The organism is Vibrio chemaguriensis (assembly GCF_012275705.1).
Classification (GTDB): domain Bacteria; phylum Pseudomonadota; class Gammaproteobacteria; order Enterobacterales; family Vibrionaceae; genus Vibrio; species Vibrio diabolicus.
Genome location: NZ_SHOE01000012.1, coordinates 73,782 through 97,923, shown reverse-complemented (window position 1 = coordinate 97,923; position 24,142 = coordinate 73,782). Strand labels below are relative to the sequence as shown.

The 24,142-nt window shown below is 45.1% G+C and carries 24 protein-coding genes and 1 tRNA gene; 16 read left to right on the top strand and 9 right to left on the bottom strand.

All coding sequences use genetic code 11. The features are described from left to right. The first annotated feature begins 226 nt into the window (after nucleotides 1-226). The 3 genes from EX191_RS13105 to EX191_RS13095 are packed head-to-tail and all read left to right on the top strand — an operon-like array spanning nucleotide 227 to nucleotide 2,957. Nucleotides 227-454 (top strand): FeoA family protein, encoded by a 228-nt coding sequence (locus tag EX191_RS13105; protein WP_005382190.1) that lies wholly within the window; start codon nucleotides 227-229, stop codon nucleotides 452-454. Beyond that, nucleotides 454-2,730: a Fe(2+) transporter permease subunit FeoB gene (gene feoB / locus EX191_RS13100; RefSeq protein WP_193447882.1), complete on the top strand. Its 2,277-nt coding sequence runs from the start codon at nucleotides 454-456 to the stop codon at nucleotides 2,728-2,730. Before EX191_RS13105 ends, feoB begins: the two co-directional genes overlap by 1 nt. Then, nucleotides 2,727-2,957, top strand: a complete 231-nt coding sequence (locus EX191_RS13095) for a FeoC-like transcriptional regulator (RefSeq protein ID WP_005396058.1) — start codon at nucleotides 2,727-2,729, stop codon at nucleotides 2,955-2,957. The genes feoB and EX191_RS13095 overlap by 4 nt, the downstream gene beginning before the upstream one ends. A 93-nt stretch (nucleotides 2,958-3,050) precedes the next feature. Here the strand turns inward: EX191_RS13095 and EX191_RS13090 are convergent, their stop codons facing one another. Both EX191_RS13090 and argS read right to left on the bottom strand, forming a co-directional pair. Then, nucleotides 3,051-3,479 (bottom strand): HIT family protein, encoded by a 429-nt coding sequence (locus EX191_RS13090; RefSeq protein WP_012842045.1) that lies wholly within the window; start codon nucleotides 3,477-3,479, stop codon nucleotides 3,051-3,053. A gap of 126 nt (nucleotides 3,480-3,605) precedes the next feature. Further along, nucleotides 3,606-5,339: an arginine--tRNA ligase gene (argS, locus tag EX191_RS13085; protein WP_012842044.1), complete on the bottom strand. Its 1,734-nt coding sequence runs from the start codon at nucleotides 5,337-5,339 to the stop codon at nucleotides 3,606-3,608. 220 nt (nucleotides 5,340-5,559) lie between these two features. On the opposite strand from argS, the gene EX191_RS13080 reads away from it, so the two are divergent. Next, on the top strand, nucleotides 5,560-6,156 hold the full coding sequence (locus EX191_RS13080; RefSeq protein WP_193447881.1) for a VOC family protein: 597 nt from the start codon (nucleotides 5,560-5,562) through the stop codon (nucleotides 6,154-6,156). 72 nt (nucleotides 6,157-6,228) lie between these two features. Here the strand turns inward: EX191_RS13080 and EX191_RS13075 are convergent, their stop codons facing one another. From EX191_RS13075 to purU, 3 genes are all read right to left on the bottom strand, one after another. Continuing rightward, complete coding sequence (locus EX191_RS13075) at nucleotides 6,229-6,597, bottom strand: hypothetical protein (RefSeq protein ID WP_104971400.1); 369 nt, start codon at nucleotides 6,595-6,597, stop codon at nucleotides 6,229-6,231. Between the two features lie 4 nt (nucleotides 6,598-6,601). Next, nucleotides 6,602-8,218: a serine protease gene (locus EX191_RS13070; RefSeq protein ID WP_193447880.1), complete on the bottom strand. Its 1,617-nt coding sequence runs from the start codon at nucleotides 8,216-8,218 to the stop codon at nucleotides 6,602-6,604. Between the two features lie 204 nt (nucleotides 8,219-8,422). Further along, complete coding sequence (purU, locus tag EX191_RS13065; protein ID WP_005382206.1) at nucleotides 8,423-9,256, bottom strand: formyltetrahydrofolate deformylase; 834 nt, start codon at nucleotides 9,254-9,256, stop codon at nucleotides 8,423-8,425. Nucleotides 9,257-9,474: 218 nt separating this feature from the next. Here purU and EX191_RS13060 point away from each other — a divergent pair, with 218 nt between their 5' ends. From EX191_RS13060 to rnd, 7 genes are all read left to right on the top strand, one after another. Continuing rightward, the gene (locus EX191_RS13060; protein ID WP_006743347.1) at nucleotides 9,475-11,415 is read left to right on the top strand and encodes a DNA repair helicase YoaA; all 1,941 of its coding nucleotides are present in this window, start codon (nucleotides 9,475-9,477) and stop codon (nucleotides 11,413-11,415) included. A 29-nt stretch (nucleotides 11,416-11,444) separates the two neighbouring features. After that, entirely contained in the window at nucleotides 11,445-12,146 is a 702-nt protein-coding gene (gene tsaB / locus EX191_RS13055) for a tRNA (adenosine(37)-N6)-threonylcarbamoyltransferase complex dimerization subunit type 1 TsaB (RefSeq protein ID WP_193447879.1), read from the top strand. A gap of 60 nt (nucleotides 12,147-12,206) precedes the next feature. Beyond that, complete coding sequence (locus tag EX191_RS13050; protein WP_124008628.1) at nucleotides 12,207-12,512, top strand: chromosome partitioning protein ParA; 306 nt, start codon at nucleotides 12,207-12,209, stop codon at nucleotides 12,510-12,512. A 41-nt stretch (nucleotides 12,513-12,553) separates the two neighbouring features. Further along, complete coding sequence (locus EX191_RS13045; protein WP_104971403.1) at nucleotides 12,554-13,111, top strand: Slp family lipoprotein; 558 nt, start codon at nucleotides 12,554-12,556, stop codon at nucleotides 13,109-13,111. Nucleotides 13,112-13,117: 6 nt separating this feature from the next. Further along, the gene (locus EX191_RS13040) at nucleotides 13,118-13,972 is read left to right on the top strand and encodes an alpha/beta fold hydrolase (protein ID WP_006743344.1); all 855 of its coding nucleotides are present in this window, start codon (nucleotides 13,118-13,120) and stop codon (nucleotides 13,970-13,972) included. 106 nt (nucleotides 13,973-14,078) lie between these two features. Beyond that, entirely contained in the window at nucleotides 14,079-15,770 is a 1,692-nt protein-coding gene (fadD, locus tag EX191_RS13035) for a long-chain-fatty-acid--CoA ligase FadD (RefSeq protein WP_005396044.1), read from the top strand. A 79-nt stretch (nucleotides 15,771-15,849) separates the two neighbouring features. Further along, complete coding sequence (rnd, locus tag EX191_RS13030; RefSeq protein ID WP_082244853.1) at nucleotides 15,850-16,968, top strand: ribonuclease D; 1,119 nt, start codon at nucleotides 15,850-15,852, stop codon at nucleotides 16,966-16,968. A 78-nt stretch (nucleotides 16,969-17,046) separates the two neighbouring features. On the opposite strand, the gene minE is transcribed toward rnd, so the two are convergent. The 3 genes from minE to minC are packed head-to-tail and all read right to left on the bottom strand — an operon-like array spanning nucleotide 17,047 to nucleotide 18,805. After that, entirely contained in the window at nucleotides 17,047-17,310 is a 264-nt protein-coding gene (gene minE, locus EX191_RS13025) for a cell division topological specificity factor MinE (protein WP_005396037.1), read from the bottom strand. A gap of 2 nt (nucleotides 17,311-17,312) precedes the next feature. Then, nucleotides 17,313-18,125, bottom strand: a complete 813-nt coding sequence (gene minD, locus EX191_RS13020) for a septum site-determining protein MinD (RefSeq protein WP_005388331.1) — start codon at nucleotides 18,123-18,125, stop codon at nucleotides 17,313-17,315. A gap of 17 nt (nucleotides 18,126-18,142) precedes the next feature. Further along, the gene (minC, locus tag EX191_RS13015) at nucleotides 18,143-18,805 is read right to left on the bottom strand and encodes a septum site-determining protein MinC (RefSeq protein WP_005382304.1); all 663 of its coding nucleotides are present in this window, start codon (nucleotides 18,803-18,805) and stop codon (nucleotides 18,143-18,145) included. Between the two features lie 197 nt (nucleotides 18,806-19,002). Here minC and EX191_RS13010 point away from each other — a divergent pair, with 197 nt between their 5' ends. The 4 genes from EX191_RS13010 to EX191_RS12995 all read left to right on the top strand — a co-directional run bounded on the left by EX191_RS13010 (nucleotide 19,003) and on the right by EX191_RS12995 (nucleotide 22,797). Next, a complete protein-coding gene (locus EX191_RS13010; protein WP_005382303.1) occupies nucleotides 19,003-19,284 on the top strand; it encodes a YcgL domain-containing protein in 282 nt (93 codons plus the stop codon). A 48-nt stretch (nucleotides 19,285-19,332) separates the two neighbouring features. After that, nucleotides 19,333-20,304 (top strand): lytic murein transglycosylase, encoded by a 972-nt coding sequence (locus tag EX191_RS13005; protein WP_048626139.1) that lies wholly within the window; start codon nucleotides 19,333-19,335, stop codon nucleotides 20,302-20,304. 91 nt (nucleotides 20,305-20,395) lie between these two features. Then, the gene (locus EX191_RS13000) at nucleotides 20,396-21,340 is read left to right on the top strand and encodes a LysR family transcriptional regulator (RefSeq protein ID WP_005396032.1); all 945 of its coding nucleotides are present in this window, start codon (nucleotides 20,396-20,398) and stop codon (nucleotides 21,338-21,340) included. A gap of 257 nt (nucleotides 21,341-21,597) precedes the next feature. Further along, nucleotides 21,598-22,797 carry a NupC/NupG family nucleoside CNT transporter gene (locus EX191_RS12995; RefSeq protein ID WP_193447878.1) on the top strand — a complete coding sequence of 400 codons (1,200 nt, stop codon included), beginning with the start codon at nucleotides 21,598-21,600 and terminating at the stop codon, nucleotides 22,795-22,797. 67 nt (nucleotides 22,798-22,864) lie between these two features. On the opposite strand, the gene folD is transcribed toward EX191_RS12995, so the two are convergent. After that, nucleotides 22,865-23,725 carry a bifunctional methylenetetrahydrofolate dehydrogenase/methenyltetrahydrofolate cyclohydrolase FolD gene (folD, locus tag EX191_RS12990; protein WP_005396027.1) on the bottom strand — a complete coding sequence of 287 codons (861 nt, stop codon included), beginning with the start codon at nucleotides 23,723-23,725 and terminating at the stop codon, nucleotides 22,865-22,867. A gap of 203 nt (nucleotides 23,726-23,928) precedes the next feature. Here folD and EX191_RS12985 point away from each other — a divergent pair. Next, a tRNA-Arg gene (locus tag EX191_RS12985) sits at nucleotides 23,929-24,005 on the top strand. The last annotated feature ends 137 nt before the right edge of the window (nucleotides 24,006-24,142 follow it).

The window sequence follows — 24,142 nt, the reverse complement described above, 5'->3', positions numbered from 1 at the left end:
TTACCATTTGTTTGTGACATTTTTATTTCATTGGTCGTGATTTTTAATTGTTAATTTTGACGTAAATAACGAGAGGAAATTTACGGAGTTGACGTTTGAAAGCATGAAAACATTTATGAAATCTTTGATTTCACACAAGGATTGAAGGGTTATAGGAGAGTAATATTGGCAGCCTAAACTTATTAAATAATAATATTTCTCATTAGCAATACTCTTAAGGGCCACTATGAAGTTATCAGAGATTAATCCTGGCGATACGGTGACGATTCGGTTGTTAGATGGTCTTTCATCAGATATCAGAAAGAAACTCATGGTAATGGGGCTGCTTCCCAATACAGAAGTCAAAGTGATTCGACGTGCTCCAATGGGCGATCCTTTACAAGTCGAAGTCCGTGGTGTGTCTGTCGCATTGCGAGAAACCATTGCTCAGAAAATTGAAGTGGAGCGAGTGTAATGCAATATCAAGTGCTTACCGTAGGTAATCCTAATAGTGGTAAAACGACGCTATTTAATGGTTTGACTGGCGCAAAACAGCAAGTTGGTAACTGGGCAGGCGTCACCGTTGAAAAGAAAACGGGGCAATTCAAACATGCGGGTGACGAGTTTTTGCTCACTGACCTTCCTGGTATTTACTCGTTAGACAGTGGTAATGATAGCAATAGTATTGACGAATCCATTGCATCGCGTGCGGTTCTAACTCATCCTGCCGACCTCATTATCAACGTGGTTGATGCCACGAGTTTAGAGCGCAGCTTATATATGACGTTACAACTTCGCGAACTTGGCCGTCCTATGATTGTTGTTCTCAACAAAATGGATGCACTAAAACGTGAACGTCAAATGATTAACGTTTCAGAGCTTGAGAAAACGTTAGGTTGTCCTGTAGTAAGTTTATCTGCAACCAATAAAACTCAAGTTGCAGAGTTTAAAGAAAAACTTCATAAGTCCATTGTTCAAGGGGTCGCGCTTAAAGAGTTATCTTTGCATTACGGTGAAAAGATGGAGTTGGCGATTCAAACTGTTTCCGCACTTTTTAACGATCAAACCGTCGCCCATCGTGCATTAGCGATTCGTGCGCTTGAAAAAGATACGATGGTTCTCAATAGCCTTTCCGATATTGATAGAAGCAAAGTATTGGAAGTCATTGCGACTTTAGATTTGGATATCGATTTGCATGTCGCGGATACCAAGTACACATACCTGCATGAACAGTGTAAAAAAGTTCGCCGAAGCGAAGGCAAATTGAGCCGTAGCGTGACTGAAAAACTCGACCAATTTATTTTGAACAAGTGGATTGGGATCCCATTCTTCTTTGTTGTTATGTACTTGATGTTTATGTTCTCGATTAACATCGGTAGTGCATTTATCGACTTTTTTGACATTGGTGTAGGCGCATTGCTGGTTGATGGTGGACACCACTTATTAGATGGTCACCTCCCCGTATGGCTAGTTACGGTGATTGCTGATGGTTTAGGCGGCGGTATTCAAACAGTTGCGACCTTTATCCCGGTTATTGCGTGTTTGTACTTATTCCTTGCTGTGCTCGAGAGCTCGGGTTACATGGCACGCGCTGCGTTTGTGCTTGATAAAGTGATGCAGAAAATCGGCTTGCCGGGTAAAGCGTTTGTCCCTTTGGTTCTTGGTTTTGGCTGTAACGTTCCGTCAATCATGGCAACGCGCACGCTAGACCAAGAGCGTGAGCGCAAGTTGGCTGCGTCGATGGCACCGTTTATGTCATGTGGTGCTCGCTTACCTGTGTACGCTTTATTTGCTGCCGCTTTCTTCCCAGCCTCTGGTCAAAACATTGTGTTTGCACTTTACCTACTTGGTATTGTCGCCGCGGTGTTTACCGGTTTGTTCCTCAAGCACACGCTGTATCCTGGCAGCAGTGATAGCTTGGTGATGGAAATGCCTGACTATGAGCTTCCAACGTTGCAGAACGTCGTGATCAAAACTTGGCAAAAGCTTAAGCGTTTTGTATTGGGTGCAGGTAAAACCATCGTAGTGGTTGTTGCTATCTTGAGCTTCCTCAACTCGCTAGGAACTGACGGTACATTCGGTAATGAAGACAGTGATAAATCGGTTCTATCAAAAGCCGCTCAGGTTGTGACGCCAGTGTTTGCACCAATTGGTATTCAAGAGGATAACTGGCCAGCAACGGTTGGTATTATTACTGGTATCTTCGCGAAAGAGGCAGTCGTGGGCACATTGAACAGCTTATATACTACGCCAACCGATGGAGAGGATGCAGAATTTGATCTTATGGGTAGCCTAGAAGAAGCGGTGATGAGCATTCCTGAAAACCTAGCAGGGCTGAGCTATTCTGATCCTCTGGGGATTGACGTCGGTGATTTAGCAGATTCTCATGCAGTCGCAGAGGAGCAAGAAATTGATGAATCGATCTTTGGTAACATAAAAGAGAAATTTGTTTCTGGTCATGCTGCTTTTGCGTACCTAGTTTTTATCTTACTTTACACTCCTTGTGTGGCTGCGATGGGTGCCTATGTTCGAGAATTCGGCAATAACTTTGCGCGCTTTATAGCGGTATGGACAATGGGGCTCGCGTACTTGAGTGCGACTTTCTATCATCAGCTTATGCATTTCGCTGATAGCCCTATCACCAGCGGCGTTTGGATTGCCATAATTATTGCGATTTTCTTTGGCACGTACCGCGTTTTCAAGCGCGTAGGCAAGAAACATCAAGGCGAGTTTGAGGCGCAAGTCGTATGATTTTAAAAGAGCTTTATCAATATATTGCCGAAAAAGGAACGGTTTCCCAATCTGAGCTAGCAAAACAGTTCGGAATGAGTGAAGACGGTGCAGACGCCATGTTAAGTGTATGGATTAACAAAGGTCGCATTTCTCGCTTGGTAGATACAAATAAAGCTCATCATATAACGCGAATACGCTATGCAGTCACAAAGCACGATGGTTTGTCACTTACCGTGACCATGTAGTAGGAGCAATGAACCATCGCGCACAAACAACAAAGCCGCATCAGCAATGATGCGGCTTTTTACTTTCTACCTGAATTAAAAGTTATATAACGGTTACGCTTTACGGAAGATAGAGCTTAACGACAACACATTACGAATTCGGTTAAGAATCTCTTCTTGTTCTTCGTCAGTACGAAACTCTCCTTTTGTATTCCCCCAAACTGGTCCTGGCCATGCCATATCGTCTTTAAAGCGCGCAATATGGTGAATGTGCAGCTGTGGCACCATGTTACCTAGGGCGCCAAGGTTTAACTTGTCTGGGCGGAATGTCGCTTCGAGTGCTTGGCTTACCGCTTGAGATTCGAGCAAAAACTGTTGTTGCTCTTGCATTGGCAAGTGGTGTAGCTCTTTCAAATTTTCGCGTTTAGGCACCAAGATAACCCATGGCACAGCATTATCTTTATGAAGAAGCGCGACGCAAAGTGGGAAGTGACCAATCACCGAAGTGTCTTTTGCCAATTGAGGATGAAGTTCAAAACTCATTATTGCTGTCCGATTAATTTTTAGTTTGAATTAGTATACGACAGATAAAACAAAAGGTTGGCGCTTTCACGTCAACCTTTGTCATCATTTAGCTTGTGCTACTTAAGCTAACTACGTAAAAGCGGATTACATACGCTCTAGAGTATCGATACCCAGTAGAGACAGACCTTGCTTGATGGTCTTCGCTGTTAGCGCAGCTAGTTTCAGACGACTTTGTTTCACTGCTTCGTCTTCAGCAACTAGGATAGGGCACGCTTCGTAGAAGCTAGAGAACTGACCTGCTAGTTCGAATAGGTAGCTACACATGATGTGTGGTTGGCCTTCGCGAGCAACAGATTGCACCGCTTCTTCGAACTGCATAAGTTTAGCAATAAGTGCTTTCTCTTTCTCATCAGTGATTTTGATGTCACCTTGGAGAGCATCCATAGCAACACCAGCTTTAGCGAAAATTGAAGCTACGCGAGTGTATGCATATTGCATGTATGGTGCTGTGTTACCTTCAAACGCTAACATGTTGTCCCAATCGAACACGTAGTCAGTCGTACGGTGTTTAGATAAGTCAGAGTATTTAACCGCTGCCATTGCAACTGTTTTAGAGATCTTCTCTTTTTCTTCTGCATCTAGTTCAGGGTTTTTAGATTCGATCAGCTGTGCTGCGCGAACTTCTGCTTCATCCAGAAGATCTGCCAAACGAACGGTACCACCCGCACGAGTCTTGAATGGCTTTCCGTCTTTACCCAGCATCATGCCGAACGCGTGGTGCTCAAGAGATACTGACTCTGGCACGTAGCCCGCTTTACGAACAATCGTCCAAGCTTGCATTAGGTGCTGGTGTTGACGTGAGTCGATGAAGTAAAGCACACGGTCTGCGCTTAGCTCTTCATAACGATATTTTGCACATGCGATATCTGTTGTTGTGTATAGGAAACCACCATCGCGTTTTTGAACGATAACGCCCATTGGTTCGCCATCTTTGTTCTTGTATTCATCTAGGAATACAACTTGCGCGCCATCATCTTCAACGGCAAGACCTTGTTCTTTTAGGTCTGCAACGATCTTAGGAAGCATGTCGTTGTACATGCTTTCGCCCATTACGTCGTCACGAGTCAGTGACACGTTTAGACGGTCGTAGTTGCGCTGGTTTTGGATCATGGTTACATCAACGAGTTTTTTCCACATTTCTGCACAGTACTCGTCACCGCTTTGCAGTTTTACCACGTAGTTTCGCGCCTTTACTGCGAACTCTTCATCTTCATCGTACAGCTTTTTCGACTCACGGTAGAAGCCTTCGAGGTCCGCAAGTTCCATAGAAACTTCGCCAGACTCTTGTTGTACACGCTCAAGGTTTGCGATAAGCATGCCAAACTGAGTACCCCAGTCGCCGATGTGGTTCGCGCGGATCACTTTGTGACCTAGGAACTCAAGCGTACGTACTACCGCATCACCGATGATGGTTGAACGTAGGTGACCAACGTGCATTTCTTTTGCTACGTTTGGTGCAGAGTAATCAGCGACGATGGTTTGTGCTTCTTCTTTAGCTACGCCAAGACGTTCGTCTGCTAGCGCCGCGTCGGCTTGTTTCGCAAGGAACTCTTCGCTTAGGAAAATGTTGATGAAACCAGGGCCAGCGATTTCTGTTTTGCTCGCAATACCATCTAGGTCCAGAACATCCAGTACTTTCTGTGCAAATTCTCGAGGGTTAGTACCCAGTTTTTTAGCAACGCCCATTACGCCGTTTGCTTGGTAATCACCAAATTGTGGCTTTGCTGATTGGCGAACGGCTGCAGGACTGCCTGCAGGTGCGCCAGCGGCTTCTAGAGCCTGAGATACTTTGTCATTAATAAGTGCTTGGATATTCACACGCGTTTCCTTCAATTCAAGGACAAAGAACTCGGCAAAATGTACGCCGAGCTCTGTTAGAGTTCACAAAAATGGGGCTAATCATAACAACTTTATTGCTTTTCATACAGAGATGAATAGGCGAAATTTTTACTTTTTCGATTGAATGGAAATGTGGCTTAGTTTGCGTTTACTATTGCGCTCAAAGTAATGAGATAAATCGCCCCATAAGAGAGCCACAATGACGACTCAACTAGTTGAAAAGCGCCTAACGCCTGAATTGATGATCCAAGATCTGGACGCATTTATGGCGAAGATTGAAGAGCTTGCAACCCTGTTAAAACTGGATCTGAGTTTTGCTCAAGCTGACCATATTGCGCTGCGTATTAATGATACTGAAACAGCGAAAGCCGCGCATGAAGCATGGAATCAATACGGTAAGGTGATTTCACAAGCGAAAATAAACGGTCGCCCAATCATCGTTATCGAATTCGACAAAGCGTTGGAAAGCAGTGGCTGGAAGATTGAGTGTCTAGAGCTGCCATACCCTGCGGAAGGCAAAATCTACCCAAATGAAAGCTGGGAACATGTGGAGTTTGTGATTCCGTCTCATGCCGAAACCGCAGATGAGTTTCTTGCTGATTTGAAACACACTTACCCAGCGTTTGGCGCGCGTTTTGATGAGTTAAAAGAGCTGGGTGTGAAGATCAAATTGTCGAGCCCGAAAGGGGAAGGCGAACGCTTGAACAACCCAACCGTGGCGTTTAAGTACCAAGGCATTTGTATCAAGCTGCACCCGCATTCACTTAAGCGTATTGTGGAGTCTGAGCAGGCGTAAAACGCTAGAGTGAAAATTGCTGAGTTGCGAGAGGCAAAAAGGGAGCCGAGGCTCCCTTTCGTAAGCGAATCACTATTTAGCCGGTGACTTGCTTTTTGGGTTGGTAATGGAAAGTTTTTTGCCTTTCAACTCTTCATCTAGAGTTAGTGTGAAAGTCTTTGGAAACGGCATTCGTTTACAATGATCCACTTTGTTCCTGACGATTGTGAGCAGGGCTTCCGTTGAAGAGTTTTGCTCTATTTTTAAGCTAAAGTCATCGTTCTTACTGCAGCCATTAGACTCGGCGATAAATGAAATTTGACTATCGCTAGTTCGGTACGCTTCTACCATGATTGCTTGGTGTTCAGACTCTTGACCTTGCTGCATTTCTGTATTTGCCGAGCAAGCGACTAAGCTGATTGAGCTCAAACCAAGCAGCATTGTTTTGAGTATATATTGCATCTTGTTATCCTTTTTTGCGACGCAGGAAAGGACCTGCAGCTAGCAACATTAATAGGCTAATTGAGAGGCTGCCGCCTGAACTCGATGTTTTTGTTACGCTGCTCTCGCTAGTGTTATCTGAACTAACTGACATCTTGATATTGCGAATATACGCTTGCGCGTTGTAACCACTGCTAAACTCGTAGTTTTTCAGATAAGCAAAAGTAACCGTGTTTGACTTCCGGTAAAGATCGATAGAAAGTTCATTGTACTCAAGAAGCTGGCGAGTGTAGTCATACTCTTGGCCATTGACGTAAACGACAAAAACATCGAAACCATCTGACAAGACTTTAAAGTCCATTGATAGTTTGCCTTTTGGAAGATCGGTTAAATACAAGATGGATGCGCCAGCAGACGTTCCCATGTCTGCTGATTGAAGTTCACCATTTTCAGCGGTCCAAGCGTGTTCATTGGTGTACACGTTTGCGCCAGCTAGCGTAACGGCACTGCTCAATGAGCTGCTTGCTTTATCAATACCACTATATATTAAGGTAGTCGAAAGTTTAGATAGTTTCGGATGATCAGTAGAGACTTCAATCGTTTCAACTGAGTGCGAGTAGCTTGGGTAGTAGCCCACCGTAATTTGACAGCTCTGAGATGGTGCCAGTGTCGCAGTACAGGTATTTTTGGCGAGGCTGATTCCGCTTGTTAGGGTAACGCCCGTGATGTTGATTGGCGTATTCACCTCGTCATTACGAATAGTAAAGGTCTCTTGCTGCGCTTTTCGCTCAACGAAATGAAGATCTCGATACTGAGTGTAGCTGATAGTATTACGATGACTATCTATCCAGCCGTTGTGCTGAAAATGAGCGACGTTTGCGTAAACACCATAAGCATTTGGTTGAGCACATCCATCACCCCAACTGACCACCCCTAATAATTTGTTGATGCCGTTATCGTCAACGATGAGCGGACCGCCGCTATCTCCTTGGCAGCTATCTTTACCTCCCCAATAGTATCCGGCGCAAATGCCGTCATCTGATACATTAGAGTAGTTTCCTGGTAGGTTTTGGCAGGTAGCTCGATCTACGTATTCCAAATCTACTTGTTGTAAAACGGTTGGGTATATTCTGTCTGTCGTGGACGTATTTCCCCATCCAGCTACGTGCAACTTGTCTCCCACACGTACGCTATCTAAAAGTTCTGGCGTTGCCAGATCGATAGTCGCGCTATCGACATTGCGTTCTAATTCGATAAGAGCGATGTCATTGTTCGTTGTATTACTGTTATATGCAGTATGCGAGTAGATATTGTTAACCGCGATGCGCTGCGCGTGAGACTCGTTGTTTTGATCATAAAGACCAAGAGCGATATCAATATCGTCCGCATTAAGACCTTCCACACAGTGCGCAGCAGTTAATACGTATTTTCCACCAAGGAAACTACCGCCGCAGAAGTGACCAATAGATGTTGGCTGTCCTTTACGGACCAGTGAAGCAATAAACTTCCAGTCGGAAGTATTAGCTGGCTCGCCGCCAATAATGCGAGTGGATACATCATTCTGAACAGGCTTAAGAGTATCTGCGATTGTGGTTGCTGGCAAAGTCAGCCCAATCAGAAAAGCCACTAACGTTTTTTTCATTTTAATTCCGTAATATTAACGTGGTTTATTATAAGGGGACCAAATGATAAACGGAATCATTCTCTCAGTAAATAGTTGTAGTGAAATGAAAAATTATAATATATCGGTTTAATTTTGATGGTTAGAGTCGGGGGGATATCCCTGAAAAGATGAAACCCGCCAAGTTGGACGGGTTTCATTCTCGTTGTCACTAGTGCGGAGGGATTACAGGATCACTGTTTTATTTCCATAAACAAAGACGTGGTCGTTAATGACTTTATTCAACGCTTTGCTCAACACATTCTTTTCTACATCGCGTCCCGCTTGTGCCATATCTTGGGCATTGAATGTATGGTCGACAGGAATTACGTCTTGCTTGATGATCGGCCCTTCATCTAAATCATTGGTCACGAAGTGTGCCGTTGCACCGATGATTTTCACACCGCGATCGTAAGCTTGTTGATATGGCTTCGCGCCAATAAAAGCAGGTAAGAAGCTGTGATGAATATTAATGATTTTGTGGTGGTATTTCTCAACAAATGTAGGCGTCAATACGCGCATGTATTTAGCTAACACCAAAAAATCAGCATCGTATTGGTCGATCACTTCTAGCATCTTCTGCTCGTGTTCTTCACGGCTAAGGTTTTCATGGGTCACGTGGTGGTAAGGAATGTCGAAGCGCTCGGTGAGAGTTTGAAGTTTGTCGTAATTCCCCACCACAGCGGCGATCTCAACATCTAGGCTTCCATCGTAGGTTTTCATCAGAATATCGCCTAAACAATGCGCTTCTTTTGTGACGAGAATGACGATGCGCTTACGGCGAGAGCCAACCAATTTACGCTTAGCACCTTGCGGGAGTGCTTGGTCCAAATCGGCAAGAAACGTTTGATCGTTGAAGTATCCCTCCAACTCCGTTCTCATGAAAAAGTGGCCACTGGTATTATCAACAAATTCGTTATTGTGAACGATGTTGAGTTGGTGCTTGTAACAGATGTTAGTGATTTTTGAGATGAGACCCGGGGCGTCAGAACAGTGGGTCAACAGTGTTTTCTTTTCCATAAATCAGGTACTTCCATGCATTAATATTTTAGCGTACGAATTTGTTATTATTCCCAGGCGGGTGTAACTGTACTGCCATGTTTCACCATAAATAATCTATTCTTACGTTGGTTTCAACAAAATATCCGTGCATCGCCGCAAGCTGGCCAGATTGTGGGCTGATGTCACTCCTATTCCTCTGATATACTCTCGATAATTTTTCAAACTCAATACCAAGCATGATCGCAAAAACTTTTTCCTCTGATGGCGCGTTAGGTAAGGCCATTCCTGGCTTTCAAGCTCGTCAGCCACAAATCGATATGGCGGAAGCCGTCAGCAGTGCGATCAAAGATCAAACCCAGTTGGTGGTGGAGGCAGGAACCGGAACCGGTAAGACCTTCGCATACCTAGTCCCTGCGCTGTTGAGTGGTAAAAAAGTGATCATCAGTACAGGCTCGAAAAACTTGCAAGAGCAGTTGTACCATCGGGACTTACCGCTCATGGTCAATGCGCTTGGTTTTTATGGTCAAGTGGCGTTATTAAAAGGGCGTTCTAATTATCTGTGTTTGGATCGCTTGAGCCGCCAAATGGTCGAAAGCCATACTAATGAATCTGACCCGACGCTATTAACTCAATTGGTTAAAGTGCGTGCTTGGTCATCAGAAACCAAAACAGGTGACCTTGGTGATTGTGATGATCTGCCAGAAGACAGCATGATCATTCCAACCATCACTTCAACCAATGATAACTGTTTAGGTAAAGAGTGTCCGAGCTACACCGATTGCTTTGTATTGAAAGCGCGTAAGCGCGCCATGGATTCCGACATTGTTGTGGTGAACCATCACTTGTTTCTTGCTGATTTAGCGATCAAAGAAACAGGATTTGGCGAACTGATTCCAGAAGCCGATGTGTTTATTTTTGATGAAGCTCATCAGTTGCCAGATATTGCGAGCGAATATTTCGGCCAGTCAGTATCAAGTCGCCAAATTCACGATCTTGCCAAAGACATTGAAATAGCCTATCGCACCGAAGCAAAAGATATGCGCCAATTGCAAAAAGTGGGCGACAAACTCATGCAAAGCGCAATGGACATGCGGATTGTACTGGGTGAGCCTGGCTTTCGTGGCAACTGGCGTGAGGCGTTGCAATCAGGCTCTATTAAGCGAGAATTGTTGCGCTTAACTGATAGCCTCGAATTGGCGATTGATGTACTCAAAATAGCCTTAGGGCGCAGTCAATTACTGGATACCGCCTTTGAACGTGCCAATTTGATCAAAGGCCGCATCGACCGGGTATGCGATGTCGATATTACCGGTTACTCATACTGGTACGATACCTCGCCTCGTCATTTCGCTCTGCACATTACGCCTCTTTCTGTCGCGGACAAGTTCCATGAGCAAATAGAGATTAAACAAGGCGCGTGGATTTTCACGTCAGCAACTCTAGCCGTATCGGGCGACTTCAAGCACTTTACTGAGCGCCTTGGCCTCAAGCCTACAAAGCAATTTTCTCTGCCGTCCCCCTTTGATTATCAAAAACAAGCGCGCCTTTGTGTGCCAAGGTATCTGCCAGAGCCAAACAGTAACGGCTTAGCGGATAAGTTAGTCCGAATGCTTGCTCCGGTGATTGAAGAAAATGATGGTCGCTGCTTCTTTTTATGTACCTCGCACAGCATGATGCGTGAACTAGGTGAGAAGTTCCGAGAAGTACTTGATCTGCCTGTGTTAATGCAAGGGGAGATGAGTAAGCAGAAAACCTTGGCGGAGTTTATGGAACTGGGTAACGCTTTACTCGTGGCGACAGGCGCTTTCTGGGAAGGGATTGATGTTAGAGGTGATGCGCTGAGCTGTGTTATTATCGACAAATTACCGTTTACCGCCCCTGACGATCCGTTACTCAAAGCCCGTATCGAGGATTGTCGATTACGTGGTGGTGAACCATTTGCTGAAGTACAAATCCCGGATGCAGTGATTACGTTAAAGCAGGGTGTAGGGCGATTAATTCGAGATCAGAAGGATCACGGTGCGTTGATCATTTGTGATAATCGCCTTGTCACGCGAGACTACGGTGGTATTTTCCTCGGAAGCCTACCACCTATCCCAAGAACGCGAGACTTAGATGGAATCAAAGCATTCCTGAAAGCAGAACAATCTGTCACAGACGCAAGTGCTGAGGCATAACCCAATAAATGAGAGTTGTAGAGAGTTAAATGAGCGCAAAAATTCTTGCTATCGATACAGCGACTGAAAACTGTTCAGTTGCGTTGTTGGCTAATGATCAAGTGATTTCACGTAGCGCGGTTGCACCACGCGATCACACCAAAAAAGTACTGCCAATGGTTGATGAAGTACTAAAAGAAGCTGGCCTGACTCTACAAGAGCTAGATGCGTTAGCGTTTGGACGTGGTCCAGGTAGCTTTACTGGCGTTCGTATCGGTATTGGTATCGCACAAGGTTTGGCGTTCGGCGCTGACTTGCCTATGATCGGCGTTTCAACCCTGTCTGCAATGGCTCAAGGTAGCTATCGCTTACATGGTGTGACCGATGTCGCTGTGGCTATTGACGCACGTATGGGTGAAGTTTACTGGGCACGTTACACTCGCCAAGCAAACGGTGAGTGGGCAGGGAGGGATGCAGAGTGCGTAATTCCACCAGCACGTCTAATTGAAGAAGCACAAGCAGACGACAAAACGTGGACGACAGCAGGTACTGGTTGGGATGCCTACCAAGAAGTATTAGCAGACCTACCGTTTAATTTGACGCATGGTGACGTTCTGTACCCTGATTCACAAGACATCGTGATTCTTGCTGAACAAGAATTTAAAAAGGGTAATACCGTGCCGGTCGAAGATTCGAGCCCTGTCTATTTACGTGATAATGTGACATGGAAAAAACTTCCTGGTCGCGAATAGTCCGTTTTTCATTAACCTGACAAAAAGCAGGGCGTTTGCCCTGTATTTTTATGGAGTGCTATGGCGTCGATTAATGGCTTGCCTCCTTCTTTGATTCCCGGTGCAAATCGCACTAATAAAGCCAGTCAAAAGAAGCAGGTAAATAAATCACAAACAAAGCAGCCTGTAGGTCAGCCTTCAAAGGTTGCTAACGCTGTGGCGCACTCCATAAAACACGTGGATGAGTCCCAAATTCACCGAGCTCAAGTGCAATATGACCTTCCTGAAGGGAGCGCACGTAAAGCAATGGAGCAGTACATGGATGTCATGAATCGAGCTAAAAAAGAGGAACTGGCTCAATTACTTGGTGTCGATATTTACGTGTGAGATCTCCCCAGCTTGGGGTTACTAATATTGAAAGGTGGTTTATGAAGGTTTTTGGACGGTTTTTTCTCGCATTATTTGCTACGGTTGGTTTGTCTGCGTGTAGCTCGTTGCCAGAGGAGCTAAATGCAAGCACAGAATTGGTCGTTACAGACTATAAAGCTTTTGCTGAGTCTCAGGGGCAAGTGAGTGAAGATGTTCGCCTTGGTGGAATCATCGCTAAAGTGGATAACTTTAAAGATAAAACCCGTCTAGAGATTGTAAACCTACCAATCAGTAAATCTGGTAAACCGGATATTGATGAAGAGCCTACGGGACGTTTTGTCGCCTATTTTGATGGCTATTTAGAGCCTGTCGCCTTTAGTGAAGGCCGTTTGGTGACGGTTGTAGGTAAAGGCGCCGGAGAAGAAGAAGGAAAGATTGGTGAGCACGAATACGTATTCCCGATCATTAAGGGGCAAGGCTACCGTTTGTGGAAAATTGAAGAACGTGTACGCATGTATGACTCGCCAACCTACTTTTACCCATGTTACTCGATTAACTGCCGTATGTGGCGTAATGATTTCCCACAAGACGGTAAAGTGATAAAACAGGTCAAATAATCTGCGATGCATGAGCGTCAATTCGAGCTTCCTGCCGGCAAAATGGCAGCCCTAGAGATAGGGAACGAAAAAACGGCTGACTTGTCAGTCGTTTTTCTTCATGGGTGGTTAGATAATGCGGGCAGCTTTAAAGCGCTCATGGAGCAGTTGAACCAACTTAATCCTCACTTACACCTCCTCGCCATCGATCATTTTGGTCACGGTTTATCGAGTCATAAATCTCACGATAACTATTACCCCTTTCACGACTATATTGCCGATTTATATCAGTTGTTGGACGAATTATCGCCAAACAGACTGATATTAGTAGGGCATTCACTTGGTGCTTTAATCGCAAGTTGCTATAGTGCTGCGTTTCCAGAGCAGGTCGAAGCTCTTGTGCAAATTGAGGGAGCAGGACCTCTTACTGAAGATCCTACTAACAGTTTGCCTCGTCTTCGCGATGGCGTTTTAAGTCGAATAAGACAGCAAAACAAGCCAGAGCGAGCCATTGCCTCCTTCGATCTGGCGTTAAAATTACGCGTGCAAGCCAACCAATTAACCGCTGAGCAGCTTCTGCCGATAGTCGAGCGAGGAACGGAGCAGCGAGGAGATAAATGGTATTGGCGGCATGACGCCAAGTTAAAATGTGCGTCGCTTTACCGAATGGCGCAAGCGCATGCTAACTCGATTACCAGCCAAATACGTTGTCCTCATTTGATCGTATTAGGCGATCAAGGATTTCAGAATTTACCATCTAACCAAGCTGATTGGGGAGAGAACCCACCGCAAGTGGTTTCTGTCAAGGGTGGTCATCACTGTCATTTAGAGCAAATACTCGAGGTCGCAACGCGAATTCTTGGTGTAGTTAACAAAATTTAAACAAGTGTTTGAGAGTTGCGTGCTCAAGCACGTTCGCTGTGCTGTAATAGCTTTCAAAATAAAAAGGACGCTATTTTTTAGCCAGTTATAAACGAGGAGTAACATCGTGGATAAACCATGGCTTTCACGTTATCCAAGTGACGTACCTGAAACCATTAATCCAGAGCAATATGAGTCTTTGGTAGAAATGTTTGAGCAGTCTGTACAAAAATATGCAGACCAACCAGCATTCATGAACATGGGCTCGGTTATGACCTTCCGTAAATTGGAAGAGCGTAGTCGCGCATTCGCAGCGTATCTGCAAAACGAGTTAAAACTGCAAAAGGGTGACCGTGTTGCTCTGATGATGCCAAACCTACTGCAATACCCAGTGGCGTTGTTTGGTATTTTGCGTGCAGGTTGTATCGCCGTAAACGTTAACCCACTTTACACTCCTCGTGAACTTGAACACCAATTGAATGACTCAGGTGCGACGACGATTGTGATTGTGTCTAACTTTGCGAACACGCTAGAACAAATCGTCGATAAAACACCAGTTAAACACGTGGTGTTAACCAGCCTTGGTCAAATGCTGCCACGAGCGAAAGGTACGATTGTCGATTTTGTTGTGAAGTACGTTAAGGGCATGGTGCCTAAGTACGATTTACCTGGTGCGATCTCAATGCGTCAGGCTCTACGTAAAGGTCGTCGTCTACAATACGTTAAACCGTTTATGTCTGGGGATGACATTGCATTCCTGCAATATACGGGGGGGACGACAGGCGTCGCGAAAGGCGCGATTCTTACACACCGTAATATGATTGCGAACGTTTTACAGGCGAAAGGCGCGTACGGGCCGGTTTTATCTCCAGGCCGTGAATTGGTCGTGACAGCGCTACCGCTGTATCACGTATTTGCTCTTACCGTAAACTGTTTACTGTTTGTCGAAATGGGTGGCCGTAACCTACTTATTACCAATCCTAGAGATATTCCTGGGTTCGTGAAAGAGCTACAAAAGCATCCGTTTACTGCGATTACGGGCGTGAACACCTTATTTAATGCTTTGATCAACAACGAAGACTTCCACGAGTTGGATTTCAGTAACCTACGTTTAGCCGTTGGCGGCGGCATGGCAGTGCAGCGCTCAGTGGCAGAAAGATGGCAGAAGACCACGGGTTGTTACCTACTAGAAGGCTACGGCCTAACCGAGTGTTCTCCATTGGTTGCGGCATACCCGCATGACCTTGTTGAATACAATGGATCGATTGGCCTGCCTGTGCCATCAACGGAAGTTCGCATTGTGGATGAAGAAGGCAATGCTCTTGCGAACACTGAAACTGGTGAACTTCAAGTTCGCGGTCCTCAGGTTATGCAAGGCTACTGGCAACGACCTGAAGCAACGAAAGATACGATCAACGAAGACGGTTGGCTATCAACGGGCGACATTGTTAAGTTCGATGATGAAGGCTTCCTGCACATCGTTGACCGTAAGAAAGACATGATCTTGGTATCAGGCTTTAATGTTTACCCGAACGAAATCGAAGACGTTGTAGCGCTACACGGCAAAGTCCTTGAAGTGGCCGCTATTGGTCAACCGCACGAAGTCTCTGGTGAATTAGTGAAGATCTATGTCGTGAAACGCGACCCGAGCTTGACCAAAGATGAAGTGATTACGCATTGTCGTCAGCACTTAACTGGCTACAAAGTGCCTAAGTTGGTTGAGTTCCGTGAAGACCTCCCTAAAACCAATGTCGGTAAGATCTTGCGTCGTGTTCTGCGTGAAGAGAACGACGCTGAACTTGCGAAGAAAAGCGCATAAGCCGATTTCGTCGAGTCGAAAGATTTAAAAAATGATAGAATGCCAGCGTTTTGCTGGCATTTTTTATAGCGAGAAGTATGTGAATTATCAAATTATTACCAAAAACAAAGACCTAGAAGAAGTTTGCATTCACGCCCGAGAGGCAGATGTAGTGATGCTGGATACCGAATTCGTCCGTATTCGCACTTTCTACCCGCAGTTAGGTCTGATTCAGCTTTTCGATGGTAATCGCCTCTCGCTGATTGATCCGACCGAATTAACGGATATGACGCCGTTCGTAGCGCTATTAAAAGATACTTCCGTGTTAAAAGTGCTGCATGCCTGCGGTGAAGATTTAGAAGTTTTCCAAAATGCATTTGGTTGTACGCCGTTCCCTATGGTAGATACTCAGTTGATGGCGGCCTTTCTCGGTCACGGCCTATCGACAGGCTTCGCATCGCTGGTGGAAGAATATTTAGGCGTAGAGCTCGACAAAAGTGAATCACGTACTGACTGGATGGCTCGACCGTTGACGCAAAAGCAATTAGATTATGCTGCTGCAGACGTGCATTACTTATTACCGTTATACGAAAAGCTGTTCGATAAGGTGACGCAAGCAGGTTGGTGGGAAGCCGTACAACAAGAAAGTGATTTGTTGGTTTCAAAACGCATTCGCGTCACTAATGAGGAGAATGCCTACCTTGATATTAAAGGTGCTTGGCAGTTAAAACCTTCTGAACTGGCGATTTTAAAGCCATTGGCGACGTGGCGTTATCGTGAAGCAATCAAACGAGATTTAGCGCTGAACTTTATCTTCAAAGAAGGTGACCTATTAACAGTCGCTCGTCTTGGCTTAACGAACTTTAAGAAGATGGAAGCAGAAGATATTGATATCCGAGCGATTAACCGCCATGGCGCGAAGATTGCCGCGATTGTTAAACAAGCGAAGCAAACACCTTCTGAAGAGTATCCAGCGAAAATTGAACGCTTAATGGATTATCCAGGTTACAAACAAGTCTTCAAAAATATGAAAGACATAGTGAAATCGGCGTCGCAGAAGTCTGGCTTAGCGACGGAGTTCCTTGCTTCTAAAAAGCAGATTAATCAGTTGATCAGTTGGGTGTGGAAAAAAGATCGCGATCCAGAAGTGTTGCCTGACTTGATGCAAGGGTGGCGTTTGGATCTACTCGGCGACAAGATGAACAAAGCATTAAAGTAATAAAAGGTTAAAAGGTTGGCCTCGGTGCCAACCTTTTTCATTCAAATCTGAGCATTCAATCTCGCGAGGAAAAGTGGTTTACTTCTCGTCGTCTGGTAGCTTCACATTGAGCTCAAGAACTGAGATATCGTCGTCTTTGTGCTCAAATGTTAAGTCAACCATATTTGGATCAATTGCCACGTACTTACTGATCACCTTCAAGATGTCCTCTTTCAATTGAGGTAAGTAAGAAGGCGCTGGATCATTTTGGCTGCGGCGCTCAGCAACAATGATTTGCAAACGCTCTTTAGCTAGATTCGCAGAAGTTTTCTTCTGTGGACGGAAAAATTCTAATAATGACATGTCTAGCCTCCAAAGAGTCGTTTAAAGAGTCCTTTCTTCTCCTCAGTAAGGAAACGAAATTCAACCTGATTGCCTAATAAGCGATCAACGGTGTCAGAGTAAGCCATACCTGCATCGGTGTTATCGTCAAAAGTGACTGGCACACCTTTGTTTGACGCGTTAAGCACGGCTTGGCTTTCTGGAATCACGCCCAGTAGTGGAATATGTAAGATCTCCTCTACGTCTTCAACGCTTAGCATTTCGCCTTGAGTGACGCGAGATGGGTTGTAGCGAGTCAGTAGCAGGTGCTGTTTTACTGGCTCTAGCCCTTGTTCTGCACGCAGCGACTTAGAATCTAAAATACCGAGAATGCGGTCAGAGTCACGCACAGAAGAGACTTCTGGGTTCGTTGTGACAATGGCTTCATCGGCGTAGTACAAGGCCATTAATGCACCTTGCTCGATACCTGCTGGTGAATCACAAATAATGAAATCAAAGCCCATTTCATCAAGTTCGCCGAATACGCGCTGAACACCATCTTTTGTCAGTGCGTCTTTATCACGAGTTTGAGAAGCAGGAAGAATGAATAGGTTGTCCGTGCGCTTATCTTTGATCAGCGCTTGGTTTAATGTCGCTTCGCCGTTAATGACGTTTACAAAGTCATACACGACACGGCGCTCACAGCCCATGATTAGGTCGAGGTTACGCAAACCGATATCAAAATCGATCACCGCGGTCTTTTTTCCCTTCAGAGCTAGACCAGAGGCGATGGCTGCGCTTGAAGTGGTTTTACCAACGCCACCTTTACCAGACGTTACTACAATAATGCGTGCCATTTTTTTTCCTTTTTAGATTAAATCGCGAGAACTTCTAAATGTAATGATTCATCGGCTTTACTGATCATTACTTTCTTTTGCCAGTACTCGCTTTCAATTTGATCGCTTAACCAGTAGTCACCCGCAATGGATACCAGTTCTGCTTGTAAATCGTGGCAAATAATACGCGCTTCCTGCTGACCACTTGCGCCTGCAATCGCACGGCCTCGAAGTGTGCCATGGATATGAATAGAGCCGTCAGCGATGACTTCAGCACCAGCACTTACGTGCGCTAACACCACCAAATCACCATCTTTCGCGTAGATCTGTTGTCCTGATCGAACAGGCGTGCGAACTACTTTCGTTGGTGCCATTTTGGCTGGCGCCTGGCTTGGTGATTTGCTTGCCGACATAATGGCGAAGCCAGCTTCGGAAGCAAGATTTTGTACACGCTTGTCTTTACAGCCCGTTACACCGACCGGAATAAAACCAGCATCTGAGATGCCTTGTTTAAGCTTAGGGAAATCAATGTCGCCTTGTACTTTTGCTATATTGATTACCAAAGGCGCGGATGCAAAAAAAGAAGGTGCTTGAGAAACTTTTTCTTGCAAAAATTCGACAGTCTTTGCGATCTCATTGTCAGAAAGGTGTAAAACTGACAATGTAAAACTGCTACCTTTAAGGTCTGGTGAATGGGTCATCGTGGACTTCTTGCCTTTATTGAAAGAGCGTTGCCTTAAACTAGGTCTGTCATGTTATATTTCATCCTTTGACGCAGCAAGTTCTCTCGTGGGCAAATAGGTGAATTAATCTCAAATTTGCTATTAAGTTTGCGAGAATTTGACGTTTTCAACCTAATCCGCACTCAACGCGGCTAAATCAGCATAAAAGGCGTGTCATGCTTTGTTCTATTTATAAAAGCTCGAAAAAAGAAGGTACTTATCTCTATATTCCGAAAAAGGATGATTTTTCACAGGTTCCTGACACCTTAATGCAGATGTTCGGTAAGCCTATCGCTGTTATGACGATTAAACTTGATGGCCGTAAATTGGCACAAGTTGATATCGAAAAAGTGAAGGCTTCATTGCAAAATGATGGCTTCTTTTTGCAGGTTCCGCCTCCGCCGGAGAACCTACTAGAAAAGTACAAAGAACAAAAAGCCCAGCAGAAAGGCGAATAACGTCATCGTTTTTCATCTGGGATTTCTGCCTTGCTCAAGGAGGGCAATATGAAAAAAATACTGGCTACCATGCTTAGCGTTGGTGTGTGTACCTCGGCTTTTGCAAGTAGCGAGGGTTTCGATGAATACTTGAATAAGCTGCGTGCTGAAGCGCGTGATAAAGGTATCTCAGAGCAGGTCATTAGTGCTGCTTTTGCGAATGTTGAGTACAAGCCTCGAGCAGTAAAAGCGGACCGAAACCAGCCAGAGAAGAAACTGACGTTGGATGAATACATTCCTCGCGCGGTGCCTGAATGGAAGGTGAAGCAAGCAAGACAACTCTATAAAGAGCATTACACCGAGCTAAAGCGTATAGGCGATGAGTACGGTGTGCAGCCTCGCTTTATCGTGGCGCTGTGGGGTGTAGAAAGTAACTTTGGTAAATTTACGGGTAACTTCAAAGTGATTGACGCGTTGTCGACAATGGCATTTGAAGGTCGTCGTGAAGAGTTTTTCCGTAAAGAGACCATGTCGGCATTGCAGATCCTCGATCAAGGCCATATCGAGCTAGATAATTTTAAAGGTTCTTGGGCTGGTGCGATGGGGCAATGTCAGTTTATGCCAAGCTCTTTTCTTCGTTTTGCCGCTGACGGCAACGGGGATGGTAAAAAAGACATTTGGCAATCTGAAGCCGACGTGTTTGCATCAACCGCTAACTATTTGAGCAAGTCCGGCTGGGATGACAAATACACTTGGGGTCGCCAAGTGAAAGTTCCTAAAGGCATTGATCGCAGCTTAGAAGGGCGCACAGCTGAAAAAGGTAAATACCTTCAGGAGTGGAGCAAACTTGGCATCACAAAATACGACGGTAGTCCGTTGCCAAAACTGGATGAAGACATCAAAGCATGGTTGATCATGCCGGACGACGAAAATGGTCGTACGTATCTGGTTTACAATAATTACAACGTACTGATGAAGTGGAACCGCTCTTACTACTTCGCACTCGCCGTGAGTCACTTGGCTGACCGAATTAAATACTGAGCTGTTATCAAATAATCATTTGGCATCCAGTATTCAATATGAGGGCTCTTCGGAGTCCTTTGTTTTTCCTATAATCAAATCGAGGTAAAGCGTGTTATCTGAACGTGCTGCACAAATGGTGATCTTCTCCGCTCTTCTTAAACATAAAAGTTTCACTGCTGCTGCAAAGAGCTTAGGCGTGTCGGTGTCTCATGTGAGTAAACAGTTGAGTCAGCTAGAAGCGTCTCTTGGTATCAAGCTTGTTCAACGCACTACGCGAAGCTTTACGCCGACTGAGGCAGGGAAAACCTTTTTTCATCACTGTGAGCAAGTGGTACAAGCGGTGAGCAGCGCCACATTAGAGATGGAAACCCAGCGGGATGAAGTGGCAGGTTTGGTACGTCTTGGATTGTCGCAATCATTTGGTACCTTGCACATTATCCCTGCGATTCAAGAGTTACGCGAACTGTATCCTCAACTTCAAGTGGAAGTACATCTGTTTGACTATAAGGTCGATATGTTAGCCGAAGGGCTCGATTTATGGGTAACCAACAACGAGCATTTGCCTGAAGGCTACATTGCGCAGCGTTTGACGGATTGCCAGTTTGTTGTAGCGGCATCACCAGATTACTTATTGAAACATGATACGCCAACAGAGCCGGATGACTTGTCTTCTCACAACTGTCTTATATACAGAAGCTGGGAGCGTGACTATACGGGGTGGGCGTTTACTAAAGATCAGCAGGAGTTGAACGTAAAAGTTTCGGGCAACTATTCAGTGGATCTGGCAGAAGCCGTTCGGGATGCCGCTATTGCAGGTTGGGGTATTGCCTACCTTGCCACTTACTTACTGGGTGATGAGTTTAGGACGGGTAAGTTAATACAGTTGTTACCGGACTGGAAAGCCAGCCAGTCGATGCCGTTTTATGCGGTGTATCCAAGCCGCCAACATATGCCCAAAAAAATATCCGCAGTGATTAACTTCATCAAACAGAAGATCGGTAACCCGTGTCATTGGGATCAACGTCTAGCGCCTTACATATCTATTCCTAAGTAACAGGATCAATGACGTTATTGAACGACACATAAGGTGATTCACTTCACAAAAATTTTTCCAGAACTAGAAACATCTTTTCTATATAGAAACAATAAAAATAAGCAAACGTTTATATTCTTATAATTCAATGCCTTATAATTAAGGTTAATTGTTGGGCGCTTAAACTTTTCACACTGTTAACATCCTCAACTTGCAGCATTTTGAGTCCGCTATACAATCCGGTGCCTTCCATATCCCCCTTCTGTCGGATTCATTTTATGAACTCAATTATTGGTATCGTAGCCATACTATTCGTAGCATGGCTACTTTCTACAAATAGAAAAAATATAAAGCTGAGAACAGTGACGTTTGCGTTTGCTTTACAGGTGCTGTTTGCATTGTTGGTTTTATATGTACCAGCAGGACGAGATGCGCTGAATTCAGTAAGCAGCGTCGTGTCGAATTTGATCAACTACGGTCAAGAAGGCATTGCGTTTTTATTCGGTAATTTGGCGACAGGGGGCTTCACCTTTGCGATCAATGTTCTGGGTATCATCGTTTTCTTCTCCTCTCTTATCTCCGGTCTTTATCACATTGGTGTGATGCCAAAAATCATTAACTTTATCGGTGGCGGTATTCAAAAACTGCTGGGTATCGGTCGTGCGGAGTCTTTGTCTGCTACGGCGAATATCTTTGTTGGCACCATTGAAGCGCCATTGATGGTGAAGCCTTACCTAAAACACATGACTGACTCGCAGTTTTTTGCGGTGATGACAGGTGGTTTGGCATCAGTTGCTGGTGGAACGTTGGTCGGTTACGCATCACTGGGTGTCGACCTTAACTATCTTATTGCTGCTGCATTTATGTCGGCACCTGCGGGCTTGCTGATGGCAAAAATTTTAATGCCAGAAGATACGGATAAAGCAGCAGATATCGACATTAGCCAAGTTGAAATTCCACGTGCAACCAACGTAGTAGAAGCATTAGCCGATGGTGCCATGGCGGGTGTACGCATTGCTGTATCGGTAGGTGGTACGCTATTGGCTTTCATCAGTGTCATTGCAATGTTAAACGGCATGCTAGGTTGGATTGGTGATCTTGTTGGGACGCCACTAAGCTTCGAGTTGATCCTAGGGTATGTATTCGCACCTGTCGCTTGGTTATTAGGTGTACCATGGCAAGAAGCAACCACAGCAGGCTCGCTGATTGGTAATAAGATTGTGGTGAATGAGTTCGTTGCTTTCATCCAGCTTGCTGAAGTGAAGTCTCAACTCAGTGAACACTCACAAGCAATCGTGACGTTTGCTTTGTGTGGTTTTGCAAACATTTCAAGTATGGCGATGTTGATTGGCGGACTGGGCTCATTGGTACCTGAAAAGCGTGCATTTGTTTCTAAGCATGGTTTCCGTGCGATTATCGCTGGTGTGATGGCGAACTTAATGAGCGCTTCAATTGCGGGCGTGATTTTAAGTCTGTAACTGAAAGAGATACCTAAAATTAGCAAAAAGGCTCCTTGCGGAGCCTTTTTCGTATCTGAAGTTTACGTTATTTGTCTGTGTGGAACTGCTCGCAAGCGAGCATCGTGTTCTCAATTAAGCTTGCGACGGTCATTGGGCCAACACCACCAGGGACAGGAGTAATAAAGCTCGCACTTTCACGTGCTTTATCGTATTCCACGTCGCCAACTAGCTTGCCTGAATCAAGACGGTTAATGCCGACATCGATAACCACTGCACCTTTCTTAATCCACTCTCCAGGGATGAAGTTTGGCTTACCAACCGCAACCACGACAACGTCAGCTTGACGCACATGACTCTCTAGGTCTTTGGTAAAACGGTGACATGTTGTTGTCGTGCAGCCCGCAAGCAGCAGCTCAAGTGTCATAGGACGACCAACAATGTTTGATGCACCGACCACAACAGCATGTTTGCCACGAAGCTCTATGTTGTAACGGTCTAGTAGGGTAATGATGCCCTTTGGCGTGCAAGAGCGAAGCTTTGGAATACGTTGCGCAAGACGACCAACGTTATAAGGGTGGAAGCCATCCACGTCTTTCTCTGGGTGAATGCGCTCTAAAACATGTGTTGTGTCGATGCCCGCAGGAAGGGGTAATTGCACTAGAATGCCGTCAATTTCATCATCGTTGTTTAATTCATCAATCAGCGCTAGTAACTCTTCTTCTGAGCTAGACGCAGGAAGGTCAAAAGACTTAGAAACAAACCCAACTTCTTCACATGCGCGGCGTTTGCTACCGACATAAACCTGAGAAGCAGGATCTTCACCAACTAGAACCACTGCTAAACCAGGAGCACGTAGCCCAGCTTCAACGCGCGCTTTAACACGTGCAGCCACTTCGGAGCGAACAGTTTGGGAAATGAGAGTTCCGTCTATATTTTGAGCAGTCATGACTTTCCTTATAAATTAAGAAGGCAAATTATCTGCGGCGCATTGTCGCAGAATTTCTTATTAACATCCATACGCAAACGTTTGCCTTGTGGTGTTTTTGAACATTAAGCGTTTTGATGGACTTTTTTTAGGCATTCAGATCAGAATGTTATGAAAACCCGTTGATTTACCCGTTTGAACTCGTATAATCCTGTCCCTGTAGCGCGCCCTTAGCTCAGCTGGATAGAGCACGTCCCTTCTAAGGATGTGGTCATTGGTTCGAATCCAATAGGGCGTGCCATTTATTCAAAAGCCCCGATAACTCTTTGAGTTGTCGGGGCTTTGTCGTTTTTAGGTTTTTGGCTATAATTACCACTCTATCTACAACTTTTGAATGGCATTCTAGCCATTGCAATTTCTAGCAATTAATATGGACGC

Excerpts from the sequence above, each read along its gene's own strand:
- EX191_RS13105 (WP_005382190.1), top strand. The coding sequence starts at position 227 with ATGAAGTTATCAGAGATTAATCCTGGCGATACGGTGACGATTCGGTTG.
- EX191_RS13045 (WP_104971403.1), top strand. The coding sequence starts at position 12,554 with ATGAAGGTTTTTGGACGGTTTTTTCTCGCATTATTTGCTACGGTTGGT.
- EX191_RS13080 (WP_193447881.1), top strand. The coding sequence starts at position 5,560 with ATGACGACTCAACTAGTTGAAAAGCGCCTAACGCCTGAATTGATGATC.
- feoB (WP_193447882.1), top strand. The coding sequence starts at position 454 with ATGCAATATCAAGTGCTTACCGTAGGTAATCCTAATAGTGGTAAAACG.
- EX191_RS13075 (WP_104971400.1), bottom strand. The coding sequence starts at position 6,597 with ATGCAATATATACTCAAAACAATGCTGCTTGGTTTGAGCTCAATCAGC.
- folD (WP_005396027.1), bottom strand. The coding sequence starts at position 23,725 with ATGACTGCTCAAAATATAGACGGAACTCTCATTTCCCAAACTGTTCGC.
- EX191_RS12995 (WP_193447878.1), top strand. The coding sequence starts at position 21,598 with ATGAACTCAATTATTGGTATCGTAGCCATACTATTCGTAGCATGGCTA.
- EX191_RS13095 (WP_005396058.1), top strand. The coding sequence starts at position 2,727 with ATGATTTTAAAAGAGCTTTATCAATATATTGCCGAAAAAGGAACGGTT.
- EX191_RS13050 (WP_124008628.1), top strand. The coding sequence starts at position 12,207 with ATGGCGTCGATTAATGGCTTGCCTCCTTCTTTGATTCCCGGTGCAAAT.
- EX191_RS13070 (WP_193447880.1), bottom strand. The coding sequence starts at position 8,218 with ATGAAAAAAACGTTAGTGGCTTTTCTGATTGGGCTGACTTTGCCAGCA.
- EX191_RS13010 (WP_005382303.1), top strand. The coding sequence starts at position 19,003 with ATGCTTTGTTCTATTTATAAAAGCTCGAAAAAAGAAGGTACTTATCTC.
- EX191_RS13090 (WP_012842045.1), bottom strand. The coding sequence starts at position 3,479 with ATGAGTTTTGAACTTCATCCTCAATTGGCAAAAGACACTTCGGTGATT.
- minE (WP_005396037.1), bottom strand. The coding sequence starts at position 17,310 with ATGTCATTATTAGAATTTTTCCGTCCACAGAAGAAAACTTCTGCGAAT.
- EX191_RS13060 (WP_006743347.1), top strand. The coding sequence starts at position 9,475 with ATGATCGCAAAAACTTTTTCCTCTGATGGCGCGTTAGGTAAGGCCATT.
- tsaB (WP_193447879.1), top strand. The coding sequence starts at position 11,445 with ATGAGCGCAAAAATTCTTGCTATCGATACAGCGACTGAAAACTGTTCA.
- EX191_RS13040 (WP_006743344.1), top strand. The coding sequence starts at position 13,118 with ATGCATGAGCGTCAATTCGAGCTTCCTGCCGGCAAAATGGCAGCCCTA.
- minD (WP_005388331.1), bottom strand. The coding sequence starts at position 18,125 with ATGGCACGCATTATTGTAGTAACGTCTGGTAAAGGTGGCGTTGGTAAA.
- minC (WP_005382304.1), bottom strand. The coding sequence starts at position 18,805 with ATGACCCATTCACCAGACCTTAAAGGTAGCAGTTTTACATTGTCAGTT.
- EX191_RS13005 (WP_048626139.1), top strand. The coding sequence starts at position 19,333 with ATGAAAAAAATACTGGCTACCATGCTTAGCGTTGGTGTGTGTACCTCG.
- purU (WP_005382206.1), bottom strand. The coding sequence starts at position 9,256 with ATGGAAAAGAAAACACTGTTGACCCACTGTTCTGACGCCCCGGGTCTC.